The 18,194-nt window shown below is 48.0% G+C and carries 14 protein-coding genes and 1 pseudogene; 7 read left to right on the top strand and 8 right to left on the bottom strand.

What is annotated here, in order from left to right:
* Positions 1–294: 294 nt before the first annotated feature.
* The 4 genes from IQ270_RS19690 to infC form a co-directional block, all read right to left on the bottom strand.
* Complete coding sequence (locus tag IQ270_RS19690; RefSeq protein ID WP_193974825.1) at positions 295–771, bottom strand: Crp/Fnr family transcriptional regulator; 477 nt, start codon at positions 769–771, stop codon at positions 295–297.
* A 36-nt stretch (positions 772–807) separates the two neighbouring features.
* The gene (locus IQ270_RS19685; RefSeq protein WP_193974824.1) at positions 808–951 is read right to left on the bottom strand and encodes a hypothetical protein; all 144 of its coding nucleotides are present in this window, start codon (positions 949–951) and stop codon (positions 808–810) included.
* An 86-nt stretch (positions 952–1,037) separates the two neighbouring features.
* On the bottom strand, positions 1,038–4,088 hold the full coding sequence (locus tag IQ270_RS19680) for a HEAT repeat domain-containing protein (RefSeq protein WP_193974823.1): 3,051 nt from the start codon (positions 4,086–4,088) through the stop codon (positions 1,038–1,040).
* Between the two features lie 397 nt (positions 4,089–4,485).
* The gene (gene infC / locus IQ270_RS19675) at positions 4,486–5,019 is read right to left on the bottom strand and encodes a translation initiation factor IF-3 (RefSeq protein ID WP_193974822.1); all 534 of its coding nucleotides are present in this window, start codon (positions 5,017–5,019) and stop codon (positions 4,486–4,488) included.
* 414 nt (positions 5,020–5,433) lie between these two features.
* Between infC and IQ270_RS19670 the strand changes: the two genes are divergently transcribed.
* The 7 genes and pseudogenes from IQ270_RS19670 to IQ270_RS19640 form a co-directional block, all read left to right on the top strand.
* Entirely contained in the window at positions 5,434–6,453 is a 1,020-nt protein-coding gene (locus IQ270_RS19670; RefSeq protein ID WP_193974821.1) for an alpha/beta fold hydrolase, read from the top strand.
* A gap of 259 nt (positions 6,454–6,712) precedes the next feature.
* Complete coding sequence (locus IQ270_RS19665; protein ID WP_193974820.1) at positions 6,713–6,994, top strand: hypothetical protein; 282 nt, start codon at positions 6,713–6,715, stop codon at positions 6,992–6,994.
* A gap of 741 nt (positions 6,995–7,735) precedes the next feature.
* On the top strand, positions 7,736–9,526 hold the full coding sequence (locus tag IQ270_RS19660; protein WP_193974819.1) for an N-acetylmuramoyl-L-alanine amidase: 1,791 nt from the start codon (positions 7,736–7,738) through the stop codon (positions 9,524–9,526).
* 196 nt (positions 9,527–9,722) lie between these two features.
* Complete coding sequence (murI, locus tag IQ270_RS19655) at positions 9,723–10,565, top strand: glutamate racemase (RefSeq protein WP_193974817.1); 843 nt, start codon at positions 9,723–9,725, stop codon at positions 10,563–10,565.
* Between the two features lie 210 nt (positions 10,566–10,775).
* Entirely contained in the window at positions 10,776–11,330 is a 555-nt protein-coding gene (locus IQ270_RS19650; RefSeq protein ID WP_193974815.1) for an NYN domain-containing protein, read from the top strand.
* 969 nt (positions 11,331–12,299) lie between these two features.
* Positions 12,300–12,530 carry a DUF433 domain-containing protein gene (locus tag IQ270_RS19645; protein WP_193974814.1) on the top strand — a complete coding sequence of 77 codons (231 nt, stop codon included), beginning with the start codon at positions 12,300–12,302 and terminating at the stop codon, positions 12,528–12,530.
* A gap of 41 nt (positions 12,531–12,571) precedes the next feature.
* Positions 12,572–12,859 (top strand): annotated as a pseudogene (locus IQ270_RS19640) (DUF5615 family PIN-like protein); the annotation flags it as partial.
* On the opposite strand, the gene IQ270_RS19635 reads toward IQ270_RS19640, so the two are convergent.
* From IQ270_RS19635 to IQ270_RS19620, 4 genes are all read right to left on the bottom strand, one after another.
* The gene (locus IQ270_RS19635) at positions 12,853–13,041 is read right to left on the bottom strand and encodes a DUF4926 domain-containing protein (RefSeq protein WP_193974812.1); all 189 of its coding nucleotides are present in this window, start codon (positions 13,039–13,041) and stop codon (positions 12,853–12,855) included. The pseudogene IQ270_RS19640 and the gene IQ270_RS19635 overlap by 7 nt on opposite strands.
* 261 nt (positions 13,042–13,302) lie before the next feature.
* A complete protein-coding gene (locus IQ270_RS19630; RefSeq protein WP_193974810.1) occupies positions 13,303–14,508 on the bottom strand; it encodes a glycosyltransferase family 2 protein in 1,206 nt (401 codons plus the stop codon).
* Positions 14,509–14,855: 347 nt separating this feature from the next.
* Complete coding sequence (locus IQ270_RS19625) at positions 14,856–16,487, bottom strand: polysaccharide biosynthesis protein (RefSeq protein WP_193974809.1); 1,632 nt, start codon at positions 16,485–16,487, stop codon at positions 14,856–14,858.
* A gap of 547 nt (positions 16,488–17,034) precedes the next feature.
* Positions 17,035–18,194 (bottom strand): type IV pilus twitching motility protein PilT (locus IQ270_RS19620; RefSeq protein WP_193974807.1); only part of this gene is annotated, 1,160 nt, incomplete at its 5' end.

Genomic DNA, 18,194 nt, shown 5'->3' with positions numbered 1-18,194 from the left:
CTCCCGCCCATCCCACAAGTTTTTTTCTTTCTTGTGGGATGGGCGGGAGAGCCCGTCCGAAAAATTGATTGCAAGGACTCAGCCAATCTTGTCTAAAGTCCTCGCTACCAAACAATTATGCACACCTTACGGGATATAAATTGTACAGAATTGTCGCTCGACTAAAACACGGTTTTAACAATTCGTAAGGCGCAGTACGCACTTTACGGAAGAGAAATTGTGCCTAATTGCCGATCGAATAAAACACAATTACCAATTCCCAATTACCAATTCCCAATTACCAATTCCCAAGCTTCATCGCATTTCAGGAACTCTCACAGCATCGGGAGGCGGCATAACCGCTTCTTTAGCATTCAACTTTAGATTCAATTCCCGAATCCGGCGCGACAGCAAGCGAATAATATTAACAGCAATTCCCGGTGTTTCATCGATCGCATCATAAAGCTGCATTTGAGTCAGCATCAAACACTCCGATTGTTCCACAGTAGAAATAGAAGCCGATCGAGGTTCCGCATCAAACAGCGACATTTCCCCGAAACAAGCTCCCTTTTTCAACTGTGCCAAATCGCGATCGCCTATATGCACCCGTACCGTTCCCGATACCAAAATATAGAGCGATCGACCTTCTTGTCCTTCCGTAAAAATCCTGTGCTTAGAAGGGAACGAAAGTTCATCCATTACGGATGCTAGGCGCACGAGAAAATCATCCCGCAGTTCCTTAAAAATCGGAACTTCCCTGACAAACAATAGGCGTTCGACGCTAGTTAGCATAATGCAATGCAGTGATTGATTTAAACTTAAACAGGGTCAGGGGGAATAAAAACTGTTAACTGTTGGCTGTTGACTGCTGGCTGTTGACTGTTGACTGTTGACTGTTGGCTGTTGGCTGTTAACTGTTGACTGTTGGCTGTTGACTGTTGGCTGACAACTAACAACTAATAGGGCGGGCACAGGGGCACCGCCCCTACTAACTAACAACTAACAACTAACAACTAACAACTAACAACTAACAACTAACAACTAACAACTGACTAACTTTACCTTTTCCCCCCAGCACCCAATTCTGCCATCATCTCTTCAACTTGAGCGGATACCAAATTATCGGGGTCATCTTGCAGCCTGGGCAACAATTCGAGCAAAGCTCGCGGCGAAGCTATTTTCAAATAGGCTAACACTGCTTCGCGAACAAAACCCGTCGGGTGTTGCAGACATACGAGAGTTTGTTGAGCCGTAAGGCTCCAGCGGGCTTCCCTGGCCAAGTGAAAGCAGCAAGCCAAAGTCCAATCCGAAAGGAAGTGGCGCAATTCTAGTAAGCGGCGCAAACGATCGCTAGGGGCTAGAGGTTTGTAAACTATTAATTCCGAGAGATTGGTCAATTTTTCTCTTTCTGAGTTCTGATCCAACAAATTGATCAGCGCTCGCTTCCTAACTATATCCACAGTATTGTCAAGAATTTCCAATCCCCTAGCCACTAGAGAAGGTTGGCCCGAAGAGATATTGAAAGCAGCAGCTTGTACCGTGTCCGGCGGATAAAGAAACTTGATCAGCAAAAAACACCGTTCCTTAGCATCAGATTCCAACCCCGCCAGAGCGCGCTGCAACAATTGAGCCGTATCGTTCTCACCTATGTCGCCGTTGGTATCTCCACCGGCAAAATTGCCGTAGGTTCTTACCCCAGACAAATCTACCAGACCTGCATAAATTTGACCGATAAACATCAACTCCTGTTCGATGAGAGTTTCCAAGCCGCTGCGGCCGATGCGGTCTAGAACCCCTTCTATCCCAGCTTCCGAGGGCATTTTTAACAGAATGCGGAGGATGTTGCGCCTGGTAGTTCCCCAAGCTGTCATCAAATTGCTGACCAAAATGTCGATCGCCTCCACAGTCCCAATTTGACCCAGAGCCGTCCAAGCTTGCAACCTGACCAAATCCGACTTGTGAATGTCTTCAGCCAAATACACGAGCAAAGGAATAGCATCGTTGTGAAGTTTAACTATAGCCTGCAAAGCCGCTTCCCTTGTCGATTTGTAACCGAGTCCCCGCAGCAGCGAAGGATAATATTCTTCCGAATGAGTTGACGAAATCACGTCTAACAGAGCGCAGCGAACTCGCAGAGATTCATCTTGCAACAAATTGGGGATGTAAAGCCGCAGTCCTTGCAAATAATCAGCCTCTCCCAGAGCCCGCGTCCCCATCACCCGTTCTCGCTCCAGCTTGTTCGTCAGCATTTGGCGCAGCGTGTTAGTAGCCTCTGCTTTTTGCTGGCGATCGCCCCTTCTCATAATTAAAGCAGCCGCCGTACCCCGCACCACCGGATCGACGATCGGCTGCAAATAAGGCCGCAAGCTGTCGATATTCGGTTCAGCTTCCGTCAGCCAGATGTAGCGCAAAGCCAAGGCCAGCACCTCCGGAGGCAAAGATTGCTTTGAAAGTGCGCGGAGAGCTTCTAAATATGCGGGGTTCGGGTGTTGCAGCATCGTTTCCAAGCTTTGGCACTGCAAAACTGGGGAAAGGGAACTCAGGATAGGTGCGAGAACTTCTCCAACATTTTTGGGATCAATTTGCGTCAGCAGTTCTATACAAGAGCGCTTTTCATCTTCGCCTCCGGGCTGTTGTAGAGTTTCCACCACGGCACGCTTGAGAGCTTTGAGGTCAACATCTGTCACGCCCAGGCGGCCGCGTTCGGCACTTTTGACCAACAGGCCCACATATTGAGAGCGGATCAGCCACACCACAAACACCCACACCAGCGCCAACAATACGATCGCGCCAATAAATATCAAGCTTTGCTGGTCGTGAAACGTGCTTTCGTCTTGCTGCGGGAGTATCTTCTTTGTCACCCACAGCATCATCAGGATGACTGCTCCTGTTGCTCCGCAGGACAAAGGTTCGCCCACACCGTTGACCAAAGTTTGAATGCCCGATCGAATATTGTCAGGAATCGGCTGAAATAAAACCGGGCTCACGGTTTCCAACAGCGTGTAGTGCAACAGTTCGTCTAAAAATCTCAGCAATATCAGTCCGATGAACACAGATACTAGCTGGCCCAGAGATGCTCCTATGGTCAGCACCCCGAGGATAGCGATACCCGCCGGCAAAATCATCGCCGTCACGAACACCCCGATTCGTTCTACCAAACGGCTGGAAGCGAACCACTGAGTCGCCACTTGAAACAGGCCTTGTATACCTTCGTAAATCCCCAGGAAGCTAGCGATCCAGCTAGCTCCGCTCGCTCCGTCCCCCGGGTTTTGGTATTCTAGCTGGCTGTAGAATTGGAAATCTACCAAAACGTAGACGACTTCTGCCAGGACGAAGAAACTGACTAGAGGTACGGCGTATTTTTGCAGCGGGCCTGTAACTTTGCGGGCGGCAAATTCTTGTTGGTCGTCTTCGTCGTCGTCATCTGTCCAGCGAGCCGTTTCCGGGAATGCTTGGCTGTATTTTTCCGTGAGGTAGTACAGCAGCACCGAGCCTGTCGCCACCATCAACCCGGATATCAGCGTCACGTTTTTGAGTTTGACTACGTACAGCAAGACTGGCAGAGAAAATCCGCTGACTACTCCAGCCACTAGATAGCCACTGCTGACTAGCGGATAGGTTCGCTTGATTTCTCTAATGTTAAAAAGTTGATTAGAAGTGATAGAAGTATTGAGGTCATTGAGGACATAGCAAGCTTCCACCCACAGCCACATCAAAAAAATAGTAATAAAAGCGATGCTGATCCCAGCTATCTTTGTATTTTCGTAGCCGATGCCGAATCGAAACAAAAATAGCGGTACCGACATCATTCCCAGAACAACTACGACGGTGCGCCTCAGCGGCAGGATTTTTTGCAGCCATGAGTAGACAAAGCCCAGACTCGAACCGATAAAGGCGCTGGCTATGTAAATCCAGGGCAGTTTGTCTGCACCGAATTCGTCTAAGAACAAACCTACCGTGCTCAGTTCCAGCCAGATCAGCCCGACGGAGGTTAGAGTGTAGACGAGGAACATCAGTAAGGTTCGCTCTAATTCTTCCGATCGCAGGTTGAGCGACCGCAGCACTCCTTGTCTTGCTCCGGCGATCGCGCCGATTTGAAAATTTTCCATGCTTCTGGTGCGTTAATATTCGGATTTTAGATTTTCGATTTTAGATTTTCGATTTACTTGCTGCATTGAATCTGAGACCGGGAAATGGAGTCTCACATTTTTGTTTTGGTCTTCCACCACCACAGTCGAAAAGTTGTCAGCTCTTGCGGTAGTTAAATTGTATATTTCGACGATGAGGGTCTCAAATTCTCTCCCCCTTTCCCCATCCATCACCATACACAATTTCTGTGCACCACAGCTTATCGGTTTGCGGGCCTGGCGATCATCGATCTACCGTCACCAGTCTATTGCTATTGACTGATGACTGGACTTCTCCTAAAAAGCCTGTGAAGAGCAGGCTAGATGCCTGCTCCACAATAATTATTGGAGAGGTCTACTGATGACCCTCTCGCTATTGCTATTTTTTCGGCGACAGCAGCATCATCATGCTGCGTCCTTCTTTTTTCGGGGCTTGCTGCACTTCTGCGATTTCCTGCAAATCTGTGGCCATGCGTTTGAGCAAGTCCTCTGCTAGGTTGCTGTGTTGGATTTCCCGACCTCTGAACATGATCGTGGCTTTTACTTTGTCCCCAGCTTTGATAAAGCGGTCTGCTAGTTTGAGGCGCACTTGGTAGTCGTGTTCTTCAATTTTGTAGCGCATCTTCACTTCCTTCACGTCCGCAGTGTGCTGCTTCCGCTTGGCTTCGCGCGCTTTCTTTTCCTGCTCGAATTTGTACTTCCCGTAGTCCATGACGCGACATACGGGCGGGTCAGCTTTGTCGCTGACAAGTACCAGGTCGAGTTCTTTTTCTTCTGCCAGGCGCAGCGCTTCTGCGGGCGTCAATATCCCGAGTTGCGCGCCGTCAGTATCGATTACCCGGATTTTGGGGTATCGAATGTTTTCGTTGATCTGAGGTAGGTTGCGATTTTGTCTTCTTTCAATCACAGGCATGAATGTTTTTGCAAGCAGTAGTTTAATAGCGAAGCTTCTTGATAGTTACAGGTTTGAGCGGTCAATATTTCACTTTGTCCGATCGAGCTATTTGGCAAGTTGTTACCCTCACCGGACGTACTACCGCGCCCCGTCTGCCCTCAGCTTCATCGTTGGGGCATATTTGAAAGATCGTAAATTAAGTCTTACAATACTTGCTATTCTACTCAGTCTGGCTGAGTTTCTGCCTAGTTTTATTTTAACTTCACACAATAGCGCCCGCCCCGTGCCAGACCGATCGCCAAACAATCAAAAATTCACGGTAAATCGTTAAAGATGACGTAACACGGCTTTTCTTACCCCGCCACACCCCTCTGGTCAGTCCCTGAGCCGCCTGATTTGCCTTGTAGAATAGGTATCAGCAAGTGTAAATTTATGTTGCGAGCTGAGGCAAAATTGACAAATTCTCTACAATGGCACCAACGGGTGGGCACTCAACGAGACTGGGTGTGGCGGGGTTGGCAAACTCGGTACACTTATTTGCGGCCGGCTTTGGGGCCAAATCCAGGCGCGATCGAATTTCAAGATTCTGCGGCAGAACCAACGGCCAGTGACCGATCGAGAACACCGATTATTTTACTGCACGGGTTTGGAGCTTCGATCGGTCACTGGCGACAAAATCTCGCCCCACTCGCCGAAAATCACACGGTTTACGCCTTGGATTTGTTGGGTTTTGGCGCTTCGCAAAAAGCTCCTGTCAACTACGGCGTGTCTTTGTGGGTCGATCAAGTTTATGATTTTTGGCGGACTTTTATCTGTGAGCCGGTCATATTGGCAGGAAATTCGATCGGTTCCCTGATTTGTCTGGCGGCGGCCTGGGCTCACCCGGACATGGTGGCCGGCACGGTAATGATTAGCCTCCCAGACCCATCTGTGCGAGCCGAGGCCGTGCCTGGATGGCTGTTACCGGCGATCGAATCTATAGAAAATTTATTTGTTTCTCCACTCATACTCAGGCCTTTGTTTTCGATCGCCCGCAAGCGGGCCATTGTCCGTCGCTGGGTTGCTTTTGCCTACGCCAACCCCGAAGCTGTTAGCGACGAATTAGTTGAAATTCTAGCAGGCCCAGCAGGCGATCGGGGAGCCGCCCGCGCCTTCTGTGCCTTGTTTAAAGCTGTCGGCAGCGCACAGTGCGGCCCTGGTGTCAAGACAGTGCTGCGAAATTTAACAATCCCGATGCTGTTAATTTGGGGCAAACAAGACCGGATGATTCCTCCTCGGTTCGCGCGGCCCCAGCAATTTGTCGAATGCAATCCCAGTCACCTAGAGCTAGTTGAATTGGACAATGCCGGCCACTGTCCCCAGGATGAATGCCCGGAACAAGTAAATCAAGCAATTTTGGACTGGATGAACCGGAATTTTAGGGCGGCGGGCGATCGATTGTTGCAACGCTGATAACTTGCAGGCATCGATCCGGCTCAAAAATAAACTTGTTAGAACTCGATCGCGTCCGGTGGTATGGTTTTACATAATTTTTGAACTAACCTCAACAACTTTTTAGGCTGGGGGTAACTCTTATGGGAAAGCAAGTCTGGGTCTTTCTGTGAGTCGATCGATGTACTTTTCTTTACGGTTGCTTTTTTCGGAAACTCAGGCATTGACACAATCGCCCAGATCGTGTATCTTCTCTAACTGGTAGTATTATATACAAGTTATGCAGTTAGTCGAAAGGCAGGTCATCAAACCAAATCACAGGTTTTATCGAGAAGCCGATCAACTGTTTTTACTGTCGAAAAATCACAAGTGCGATCGCTATATCTACTCTCAATACTTTTTCCTCCGTCAACCAAACAATACTCTAGCTGTCTGTGGCCCACCATCGAAAAGTGTTGATGACAAAACATTGCCCGCCCAAGTGACACAAAACACTCTCCGGTTACTGCAAAAAGCAGGGGCTAGCGATCGTAATGTCACCGGGCAGGGCGCGCCCAACTAAATTTCCAGCAGCACCCAAAATCCCTGACCCTAAAAAATCGCCGAAAAAAAAGAACAGGGGCCCTAGATAGTTGTATTTCACTGTCAAGCTGTTAGCAAAAACCCTTGTCAGAAAAGATAGGCAAGTTGGTATGGGAGTAACATCTAGCTGCTTTAAAAATTTACTTCTATCAGGGAAATCCGGATTGTTACCGACATAGGTTGTTAAGTTGTTGAGGTAGTCTATGAAAAGTTAGAAAACGCAACTGTAAAGCGAATTATTACCCTTGCCCTAACAAGATGCGCTTTCGATGAAAAAGCGATGAAAGCGTTTTGTTGAAAAAACGTAAAATTCTAAGTTATAACTTGTTTCTCAACTCAAAAAATACCTTGTTTTCTGTTCAGAAAAATATAGCAAGGGCCCGACAAGGACGTTATTAATTGCTGAAACCATTGGTTTTATTACTTCTGACTTCAGCCTTCAGCCTTCTTACTTCTTACTTCAGCCTGCGGCTATAAATACCTTCCCTTGTGCCAACAATTTCTCACTCAGCTTATAACCGATCGCCCCCAAGTATGCGGGAAAGTAAAAAAATGCCACTTTATGGCATTTGGCAGCCTGTTAACGCCTAAAAAAATCAATTTAGCCAACAACTGACGGCCCCCGCGCCCCCGGTCGGCTGGCGGCTAACTGCTGAAAGCCGCTCGGGCAAACAGCACCGTTCCAGCTTTTAGTAGTAACGCAAACGAGGAAAAAACTGTCGTGAAATTCCACTGGCTACTACCGAGTTTCTTAAGTGTATTTTTGCTCGCCGGAGCCGCCGAAGCAGCCAGACTGCAATCTTGGCGGTTTGATGCTTCAGAGAACCGGCTCTACATCAGAACAGACGGTGGAGTGCAGCCGAAAGCTCAACTGATTTTCAACCCGACACGCTTGGTAATCGATTTGCCAGGAACGAGTCTGGGCAGTCCCTCAGTCAACAAACAGCTCTCAGGGGCGATCGAATCGGTGCGGGTAGGACAGTTTGACAGCGACACAACCAGAATTGTAGTCGAACTCAGAGACGGGTTTACTCTAGACCCGCAGCAAGTAAAATTCCAGGGGATTTCAGCCAGCGAGTGGACAGTGGATTTGCCCGTACCAGTGCGCGCCGGAGATCAAAATCCGATTTCAGAACCAGGGGGAGAAAGGTTATCGCTTGAACCTTCAGCAAGTGAACCCCAGTCGGCAGAAGCAACCGTTGTTCAGAACGTTCAACTGACATCAGACGGTTTTTTAGTCCGCACTGCTGGCGGCCGCCCCCAAATTAATTTTGAACAAAGTCGCGCCGGAGACATCGCTACCCTCGATATTGAAGGAGCTACTTTAGCTCCGGGCGCGGGCGGCCAGCAGCCTCAAACTAACGGCAAGCTCGGGGTCGAGAGGGTTGAAGTCCGGCAACTGCCAACAGACCCGCCCGTTACCCGCGTGACTTTGCGGCTGAAGGCTTCTAATACTCAGTGGCGCGCGTCTGTGAACAATTCCGGCTCCGTTGTGCTATCGCCAGGGGGTACGATTGCGCCCATCCTCCGCCGCTCCCAGCCTGTAACTGTTGGGAGACCGGCTCGTGCAGCTTTAGCGAGAGTTCAGTCGATTGATTTAGCCAGTAACGGTACGCAACTGGTGGTGAGAACTGACCGCCCGGTCTCCTATACCAGCGGGTGGGACCAGTCGTCGAGAGCATACTGGCTCAGAATTGCTTCTAGTTCCCTGGCGGGGCAAATTCCTCAGCTCGATGCCAACAGTCCTGTATCTTTTACTGCCAGTCAGGAAGACGCGGAGACTGTGGTGATTTGGGTGCAGCCGCGATCGGGGGTACAGCTAGGCAGGGTGACGAGACCGGGCCCGCAGTTGCTGTCTTTGCAGTTGCGCGGGACGAATGCTAGCGCCGGGCCATCTTTGACTCGCGATCCCAATCCGCAGCCGTTGCCGAGAAGGACGATCGGATCGGGGGATGTGCCCCAAGTTTCTAACCGCCGCTTCGTGGTAGCGATCGATCCCGGCCACGGCGGCCGCGATCCAGGTGCTGTCGGCATTCAGGGTATTCAGGAAAAGGAGATTGTTTTAGATATCTCGTATCAGGTGGCGAGGCTGCTGGAACAGCAAGGCGTGCAGGCGGTGATGACTCGGACTGACGACAGCGAAATCGACTTGGAACCGAGAGTTTCTTTGGCGGAACGGGTGAACGCTACTTTGTTTGTCAGTATTCACGCTAATGCAATTAATCTGAGCCGGCCTGATATTAGCGGGATTGAGACTTATTATTTTGATAACGGGAAAGATTTAGCTCGGGTGATTCACGCCAGTATTTTGGACGGGACGGGGGCGACTGACCGCCGGGTGCGGCAGGCGAGATTTTATGTTTTGAGGAAGAGTTCTATGCCTTCTGTTTTGCTGGAAGTCGGTTTTGTCACGGGTGCTGAGGATGCTGCCAAACTTTCCGATCCGGCTTACCGCAGTCAAATGGCGGCTTCGATCGCTCGCGGCATCTTAGTTTATCTTCAACAAAGATAATGGTCAGTAGTCAGTAGTCAGTGGTCATTAGTCAGTGGTCATTAGTCATTAGTCATTAGGGAATTGTTAGCTGTTGACTGTTAACTGTTGACTGTTAACTGCCAACTGTTAACTGCCAACTGACTACTGCCAACTGTTAACTGCCAACTGCCAACTGTCAACTGCCAACTGCCAACAGACAACTAACTATTAACAAATGACAACAGACTCTGGACAAAAAAGAATCGGTATTTTTGACAGCGGCGTGGGCGGTTTAACTGTTTTGACGCAGTTGTACCAACAATTGCCCAACGAATCTATACTTTATTTTGGAGATACAGCCAGGCTTCCTTACGGCACTCGCGCAGCGTCGGAAATTGTGCATTTTGTCCGGGAAATTATGACGTGGCTGGTGGAACAGGATGTGAAAATGGTGATTATGGCCTGCAACACCAGTTCTGCTTTGGCGATGGAAATGGTGCAGGCTGAGTTTGATATTCCGGTGCTGGGAGTAATTCTGCCGGGGGCGCAGGCTGCGGTGCAGCAAGGTAAGCGGATCGGGGTGATCGCAACTCCGGCTACGGCTGCTAGCAATGCTTATCGAAATGCGATTTTGGAAATGGACGCTTCTTGTCGGGTATGGCAGGTTAGCTGTCCGGCTTTTGTGCCGCTGGTGGAGCAAAACCGGATTCGCGATCCTTATACTTATGAGGTGGCTCGGGAATATTTGGCTCCTTTGATTCAGCAGCGCATTGATACGCTGATTTACGGCTGCACTCATTATCCGCTGTTGGCTCCGGTGTTGCGATCGCTTTTGCCGGCTGGGGTGATGCCGATCGATCCTGCTGTGCGGGTGGTGGCTGCTGCTGCTAGAGAGTTGGAGGTTTTGGGGCTGCGGAATGCTGGTACTGCGCTGCCGACTCGTTTTTGCGTGAGCGGCCCCCCGCAGCAGTTTGCGGATTTGTCGGTGCAGTGGCTCGGCTGTACTCCTGCTGTTGAGAAGATATTTCTGCCGACAGTTGTCCCATCGTCGCCCGTATCCCTGGAATCTGTCGAATAAGCCGCAAAATTGATCGCTAGCTGCAATGTTCGCACAAATCTGCAATTTTCAAACTCAACCCCCAAAACCATACGGATTTCGGGGGTTGAGTTTTTGCTGCGAACATTGCAGCTAGCGATCGAACATCGATCTGTAATAAGATTTAACAAAAGCTTTGACAAAGAATGCAAATAATGTCCTCTATCTGCTGGATCTCTTCAGCCTTGAACCATGTCACCCTATGTATCGCAAGCAGTTTTACTTGTAGACGGCTATAACATGATTGGACTTTGGCCTCGACTCCGAGAGAAGCGCGATCGCGACCAACTCGAAACAGCCCGCCGCGAGTTGATTGAGGTTTTAGTTAACTACAGCGCCGTACAAGATTTTGAGGCCAGACTCGTGTTTGACGCTCACTATCGCCATACTCCCAGCGTTAAAGAAATTATTACTAAAAATTTATCTGTGCACTACACTGACTTCGGTCAGACAGCAGATACTTATATTGAAAAGTCTTGTGCTAATTTGCGGTATGAGTTGCGATCGGTCAAAGGCAAAGGGCGCATGATTGTCGCCACATCAGACCGAGCGCAGCAATTGACCGTAGTCGGCTACGGTGCCGAGTGGATGTCCGCCGAACAACTCGCCGCTGATGTAGAATCCACCGCCCGCCGCAGCGAGCGCCAGCACAAATCCCGCAAACAAAATTCCAGTCGCTTTCTGGCTAATTCCCTCGATCCAGAATCGCAGCAGCGTCTCGCCAGAATGAGAATGGGGCTGCATTAACGGCCCAAAACCGCTTGCTGCATCAGAAAAAAAAAGTTTGCAAAAAAGCTTGCCAAATCGAGTAAGTTCAGCTATTGTTAGTAAATGTGGGTAACAAAAACCCCCAATCCTCGGTAGCTCAGTGGCAGAGCGGTCGGCTGTAATGAATGCAAGCCTTTGGTATCAACCAAAAGCCCTAGTGACATAGCAGCTTTATCCGGTAACGGGTACTGAAAAATCGGGTGAATTCAAGGAAACCGCAGCACTTCGGGTGGCGGCAATCTTGAGCCAAGTCTGGCGAAAGGCAGCGGTTTCGATCGCAAGTAGCCGGAAAGGTGCAGAGACTAGAGATGAGGAGCCTAACCAATAAATCTCACAGCGCCCGACATCCCGCGACAGATGATACGTCTGCGTTTTAGGGATGATGAAATAGTCCGCGCCCTTCGGAAACGTTGGGATAAGTGTAACCGATTGGTCGTAGGTTCAAATCCTACCCGGGGAGTTAGTAAAAGTCTGAAGTTGGAAATTTCCAGCTTCAGATTTTTTTGGTTTTTATTTTCCGATATGTTTTTCTATAATGTAGATGCAAACACTTTACCTGTATCGTCATTAACCCCAGCCCAAAGGCATGGGGCTTGAAACAGGAAGGCTCACCACCTTCTTAATTCAGGACTAAACCAGTGTCTAGCCTACGTCTTTAAGACAAACTGAACTGTCTGGGAGTGGTATCCCGCAAAACGTTAAGAATGCCTCCCTAGTTTTTAACCACTTCGGCAGTCAGTGGCGAAGGGAAATATACACCTAGAAATAGGGCTTACCGCAACTTTTCGGTAGCAAACACTATGCGTACAGGGTCGCAAAATTTGAAATGGTAATTGTCCCGTTGAAAGTGCAACACTTTCATCACACCGAATTAAGCGACTCCAAGGCGGTAGTAACAACAAATGTAAAGCCGTCCTGAAAGGACGGGGTTTCAAACCCATTTTTCTGATGAGCTATCGCGATATCATCACCATAGAGCCGGATAAGCGAGGTGGCAAGCCCTGCATTCGTCGGATGCGGATTACGGTTTACGATGTTCTTGGCTGGCTGGCTTCTGGAATGTCTATTACTGAGATTATTGAGGACTTCCCAGAACTAACAGAAACAGACATTAGAGCCTGTTTAGAGTTTGTCGCCGATGGCGATCATCGTTTAGTTGCTTCGGTGAGTGTCGCTTGAAACTACTATTCGATCAAACTCTGAGCTGAAAATTAGTTACTCGCTTGGCTGATATTTTCCCTAACGCTAGCCATGTTCAGTTTCACGGGCTAGCAGAGAAAACAGATACAGACATCTGGGAATTTGCCAAGTTGAACGATTTCTGTATTGTGACTCAAGATGCAGACTTTACCGAAAGAAGTCGGCTGTATAGTTCTCCCCCGAAAGTAGTGTGGTTGAGATGTGGAAATGCGCCCACCAATCAAGTTGAAACTCTAATCCGTTCTGGACAAGAAGCAATTCAAGAGCTTTTAAATAATTCTGGCCTTCACTGCTTAGAGCTTCATTGATTCAAGGTTAGTCCTGCTTGCGCTGTAACTATCTCAGGCTTGAGATCGGGTGATGCTAGCTCGAAGTGCAACACCATGATGTTCTCTCTGAGCAATCCGACAGATTCATAAGTGCGTCCGTTGCGATCGCTAAATTCCACCTTAAATACTGCACCATCAGCCAACAGTTCAACTAACTTCACTGTATAAGGTTCCTATTCAGGGAAGATAAGTATGATTGCAATGAAGCAAAAAGACTTTGTGTATCCGCTGCAATGTTTTTTTTACTGTTTTTATTGTTCTTGTGGGATGGGCGTCCCGCCCGTCCAGAAAGGAGGGGCGTCCCGCCCATCCCACAAATATGTGTAAATTATTTAATTCGCGATCCTAAGGTGCGTCAGAAACGAGATTTTTGAGTTGCATCAACTATCTGGCTGACGCACCCTACATAATTCTACCTAATACTAAACATCGCGTTCTGTTCGCACCCATTTGGTTTGACGTTTCAGGATAAAACCCAGATACAAAGGAATTTTCCACAGGATATAAAACGGTACGGATAAAAGAGTTGCGCCGGAAATGTCGGCACGCCCAAATTTTGCCCAAGCGCTGACAATTGAAACTAAAATTAGCAATCCTTGTACTCCTAATAATATGGCGGGAATCGCGGATGCTCCGATAATTGCTGCTAGTATTGAGGCGGCAAAAGCGGCTAGCCAGATAGCAACTAAAAGGGATAGGGGAGGGATTGATAAGTCGAGGGCGATCGCCATTAAGTCAAAACGCTGTTGCTCGATCGAAGCTGTCGCCAGCCTGGGAGTCTGAGTTAGCAAGGTTTGCAAGTGTCCGTGTTCCCATCTGGTTCTTTGAGTTTTAGCTGCTTCCTGCTGCTGCGGCAAACATCCTGTGACTCTGGCTTGGGGGCAGAATACGGTTGGATGTCCGGCGATCGCCAAATCCAAGCTCATTTGCATATCTTCGACAATATTGCTGCTGGCTAAAGGAACATCTCGAATGATTAACCAGGGAAAAGCCATGCCCGTACCTGTTAGCAATGTCGGGTATCCTAACTGTTTTAATCCGCTGGGCCGGACTAAGTTTTTCACTAAAAATGCTAAGGCAGAAATGGAATCTTTTGGGGTAGGATCGGGCGGCTGTTCCATTAAATATGTGGCCTGCACCGGTCTTTGTTGGGCCATTGCAGCGCGGGCTAATTTGTCTATGGAGTCTGGCTCGCAGATGCAGTCTGCGTCAACCATGATCACTACTTCTGGGGGGTCTGAGGCGATCGACTGCAAGCCAAAATCTAGGGCGTATCCCTTCCCCTTGCGTTCTGTGTCGTGGCGCTCGATCGCGCTTGCACCGCTGTTGCGGGCGATTTCTGCTGTGGAGTCGGTGCAGTTGTCAGCAATGACTAACAGGCGGTCTCTATTTGTTAGCTGGGGCAGTATGGTAGAGATAGTGGCGGCAATTCCTGCTGCTTCGTTGTAGGCGGGAATTAAAACTGCTACTTTGGGGCGGGGTTCTTGAGTTTCTGCTGTGGGGCCGAAGCCGGAGAAGAAAGCTGCACTACATTCTAGAAATAGAACTGCAACGGGAATTAGCAGGATTAGGGCGATCGCCAAAAATACAACATCAACAAATAGAAAGGGTAGTTGATTTATTTCCACAATTTTAGTACCTTATTTTAATTTTATTTGCTGAGTTGATTGAGTCCATTTAATAAAATTGCGCCTTTGTTAGGTTAGCGATCGACATTGCTCGTTACCAGGCTCTGCCTGGTAATGCAGGTGCGGAGGCTCTGCCTCCTTTTATATCATTTTCGATCGAACAACCGCAATCAATTTGATTGCGGTTGTTTGAGCCGATATTATATCATATCAGCTCGATTCTGACAAGGTTAAATACATCCGCTTAATTAAACCTCAAGCAAGCCCAGACTTGAGAAACCCGATTTCTGAATATTCTGTTTTTAATCCACTAAAAACAGCGAAACAATCTCTAAAGTATTTTCAAGCTACGCTACATCCCGAACAAGAACAGGTTCAGACTTTTTTTGGACAGACTGCGCCGGAATTACTGATTGTCTGATACATCTCGATATCGATCGCAAATATCCCACTTCTGCTTGAATATAATCCACCGCCGACAGACTCTCAACTAATTCATCAAATTCATCAGCACTAACTCCAGCACTGTTCAAAACTTCTTCGTTGAGCCTCCCGTACATTCCTTGTAATAGAAGTTCGATAATCTCGCTGTAGTTAGCGATTTCTGTTCCGTAACCTTGCAGTTTTTTCCGATTGATTCCCCACTGCAAAATTTTCAGCAATTCTTCGGGGGAACTCCACGCAAAAGAAGAAGCAACCACTTCTCTTTCCGCTGCGGCGAGAGCTTGCTTGATTTCCACTTCCGGGAAATCTGGATTGACAATTAATCTTTCCAGCTTCGACACTTGTTTTTCTAACACGCACAAAGAAAAAGGAGCTAATTCTACAGTCACCATGTCACCAGCTTCGTCAACCATTCTGAAAGGATCTTCCAAAACATTAATTAGGAGGTGAATGTCTGTAGGTTTGCTCCAGTCAAATTGTCCGAGGAAAAACGGTTCTTCGTATCCCGGTAAAAGTCCTTGAAAGTAAATCGGCAGATTTTTACCTGACTCAAGAATTTTATAAAGAGCAACTTCCAGGGTTTCTGTCGGCCATCCGAGATTGCTCACGGCGACCAATTTTAGTTTTCCTGGAACTGATACAACCAGCGAATTCAGTAATAAATGTACGGCTTCGATTAAATTTTGAGCGGTTACGTAGCGGTGGGGAGCGTGAACGTTGACTGTTTTACTTTCCTGTACTTTTTTGGACATTTGCTCGCAGAACAAGCTATTTTCCAACATATGAGTAAAGCGCACCATTCCGTAAGTGACGTTTCCTTCTTGAGCGGCTTTGGCAAATTGCCATTCTGCAAGTTTTTTGGAGGCGGCGTAAACTTCGGTGGTAAAATATCGAGATGTTTTGCCTGTGGAAGAGAAGATGCAGTCTTCTACGCCGTATTCTTCGGAGAGTTGGATGACGTGTTTGCATCCTAACAGGCTGGTTGTAACTGTTTCTCGGATTTGGATTTCAGCTAATCCGGGCTCGCGCTGGGCTGCTAGGTGAAAAACTATTTGTGGTTTTTCTACTTCAAATATGTGTTTTAGCGCCTGGAAGTTGCGAATGTCGGCGGCATAGAAAGTTACTGCACCTTCTTTGTTAAAGTGGGGGAGAGTTTCTGCGGGGTTTTGACATCGGGCTTTGTCTGCGGAAATGATGTTAGTTGCGCCTAGAGAGAGCAGTTTTTCGATCATAAAACGGCCGACGCATCCTTCTCCACCGGTGATCAGGATGGTTTTTCCTTTGATTTTGTTGCAGCAGGCGGATGCGTACAGGTGAATGGTACGATCGCGCACGTCGCTAAAAGGTTCGCTTTCTAATTGTCCGTCGGCTTGATAGGCCGAGATTAGTTGTGCGGTGAGAGTTTGTAGGGCTGCTAGGATTTCTGGATCTTGCGGTTCCGGGGAACCCGGGGGAACTAGCTGCTGGATGCGATCGATTATTTCGGCTTTGCTGACACCTTCAAGCATTTCTGATGGGTTAAATTTGCTTTTCATTTTGTTGGCTCCTTTAAATTCTCGAAATATCGTTGCCCGTCGGCGATTTGTTAAACTGATTTGCGAGGAAAAGAATTTTTAAAAGTCTGCTTGGTTTTAGGGGTTTTTAGATATCAAGCGGCTTAATCGGCATGACAGGCGATCGGCTTTCCTGCTAATTAATTGTTTTCCGGCTACTTGTAGTTTTATTAAGGACTTTTTTCACCTGCTTGTTTTGGCGATCGGCAAAATCTTCACGCTAACTGTCAAAATTTTCTCACTACAACTATAAACTGAAGTTGCTAGCTGTTGGCAATACTCAAAACATATCTTTACTATTTCTTTGCAATCAGCACCGAGTCTTCACGCAATTTTAAAGTTAATGTAAAGAAGCGCTGGTTTTAAACAAACTTAATGACAGTTACCACTTAGATAAAATGTCTTTTTGAATACTAAATATTTTAATAGATTAAGTAAAATCACTGAAAACACAGCCAAATATAGCTGAGTCTCAGGTTTCTGGAGGTACACTCCCTTAATGGGAAGCTGCACCCCTGTATTTGTGCTACTACCGAGCGCGAACGCTGCGCTCTTTTTTGCTGCCTTCAAAGCTGCGGGCCGAGGCATTATCGTAGCCTCCCGTCCGCAAGCGACGGTCTAAATCGGTGGCTTCGGGAGAAGTTTTGGCAGCTTCTTCGAGGGTAATTCTGCCCTCGAGGATAAGTTCGTAAAGAGCTTGATTGATAATCTGCATTCCTTCGTAAGTGTCCTGTTCCATCAACCGGAAAGCTTCGTCATCAGCTCCTTTCATCAAGTAATCGTGCATGGCAGGCGTATTCACCAAAATATCGTGAACGGCGACGCGGCGGTTGTCAACTGTTGGCAGCAAAAGTTGGGCAATTACTGCTACTAAAGAATCACAAATTTGTATCCGCATCGCTTGCTGTTCCTCGGGCGGATACATATTCAACAAGCGGTTGATGGCGTTGATGGCGCTGCGAGTGTGGAGAGTTCCCAACACTAAGTGACCTGTTTGAGCTGCTTGCAAAGCTGTGTTGATGGTAACGCGATCGCGCATTTCCCCAATTAGAATCACATCCGGATCTTCCCGCAAAACTGCCCGCAAAGCTTGCTGAAATTCGTGGGTGTGCAAGCCGACTTCCCGCTGGCTGACCAAGCATTTTTTGGAAGGGTGAATGAATTCGATCGGGTCTTCGATTGTAACTACGTGCTTCTGTTCCATCTGGTTGAGGTGGTCGATCATCGCAGCCAATGTTGTTGATTTACCCGAACCTGTAGGCCCGGTAATCAAAATTAGTCCTTGCGATCGCAAAATGATATTTTTGAGAACTTCTGGTAGCCTCAAGGAATCGATGGTAGGTATTTCCAAATCGATCAAGCGCAATACTATGGCACCACCGCTGAGGGAATCAAAACAGTTGAGGCGACACCGGACGAAGCCTGGGTAAAAAATTGCTGCATCTAATTCTTTGCTATTTACGAACTGTTTTCGCTGTTCGGGGGTAAGAATTTCTGCTAAGTAATGTTCAAAAATTTCTGGCGTTACTTTGGGGTGGGTGGTTGCTACTTGCATTACGCCCCGAATCCGAAATCGAGGTACTTGGCCGACTCGAATGTGAATGTCGGAAGCTGAGGCGCTATGGGCATCTCTGACCATTTGTTCGATCGTGCTGGTGGGCGTCTCAGCAGCCCGCTGCTGGGCTGAGG

This window comes from Microcoleus sp. LEGE 07076, assembly GCF_015207455.1.
GTDB lineage: Bacteria > Cyanobacteriota > Cyanobacteriia > Cyanobacteriales > Microcoleaceae > Microcoleus.
Note: the sequence above shows the minus strand (reverse complement) of the source record. Positions and strands in the feature narration are given on the sequence as shown.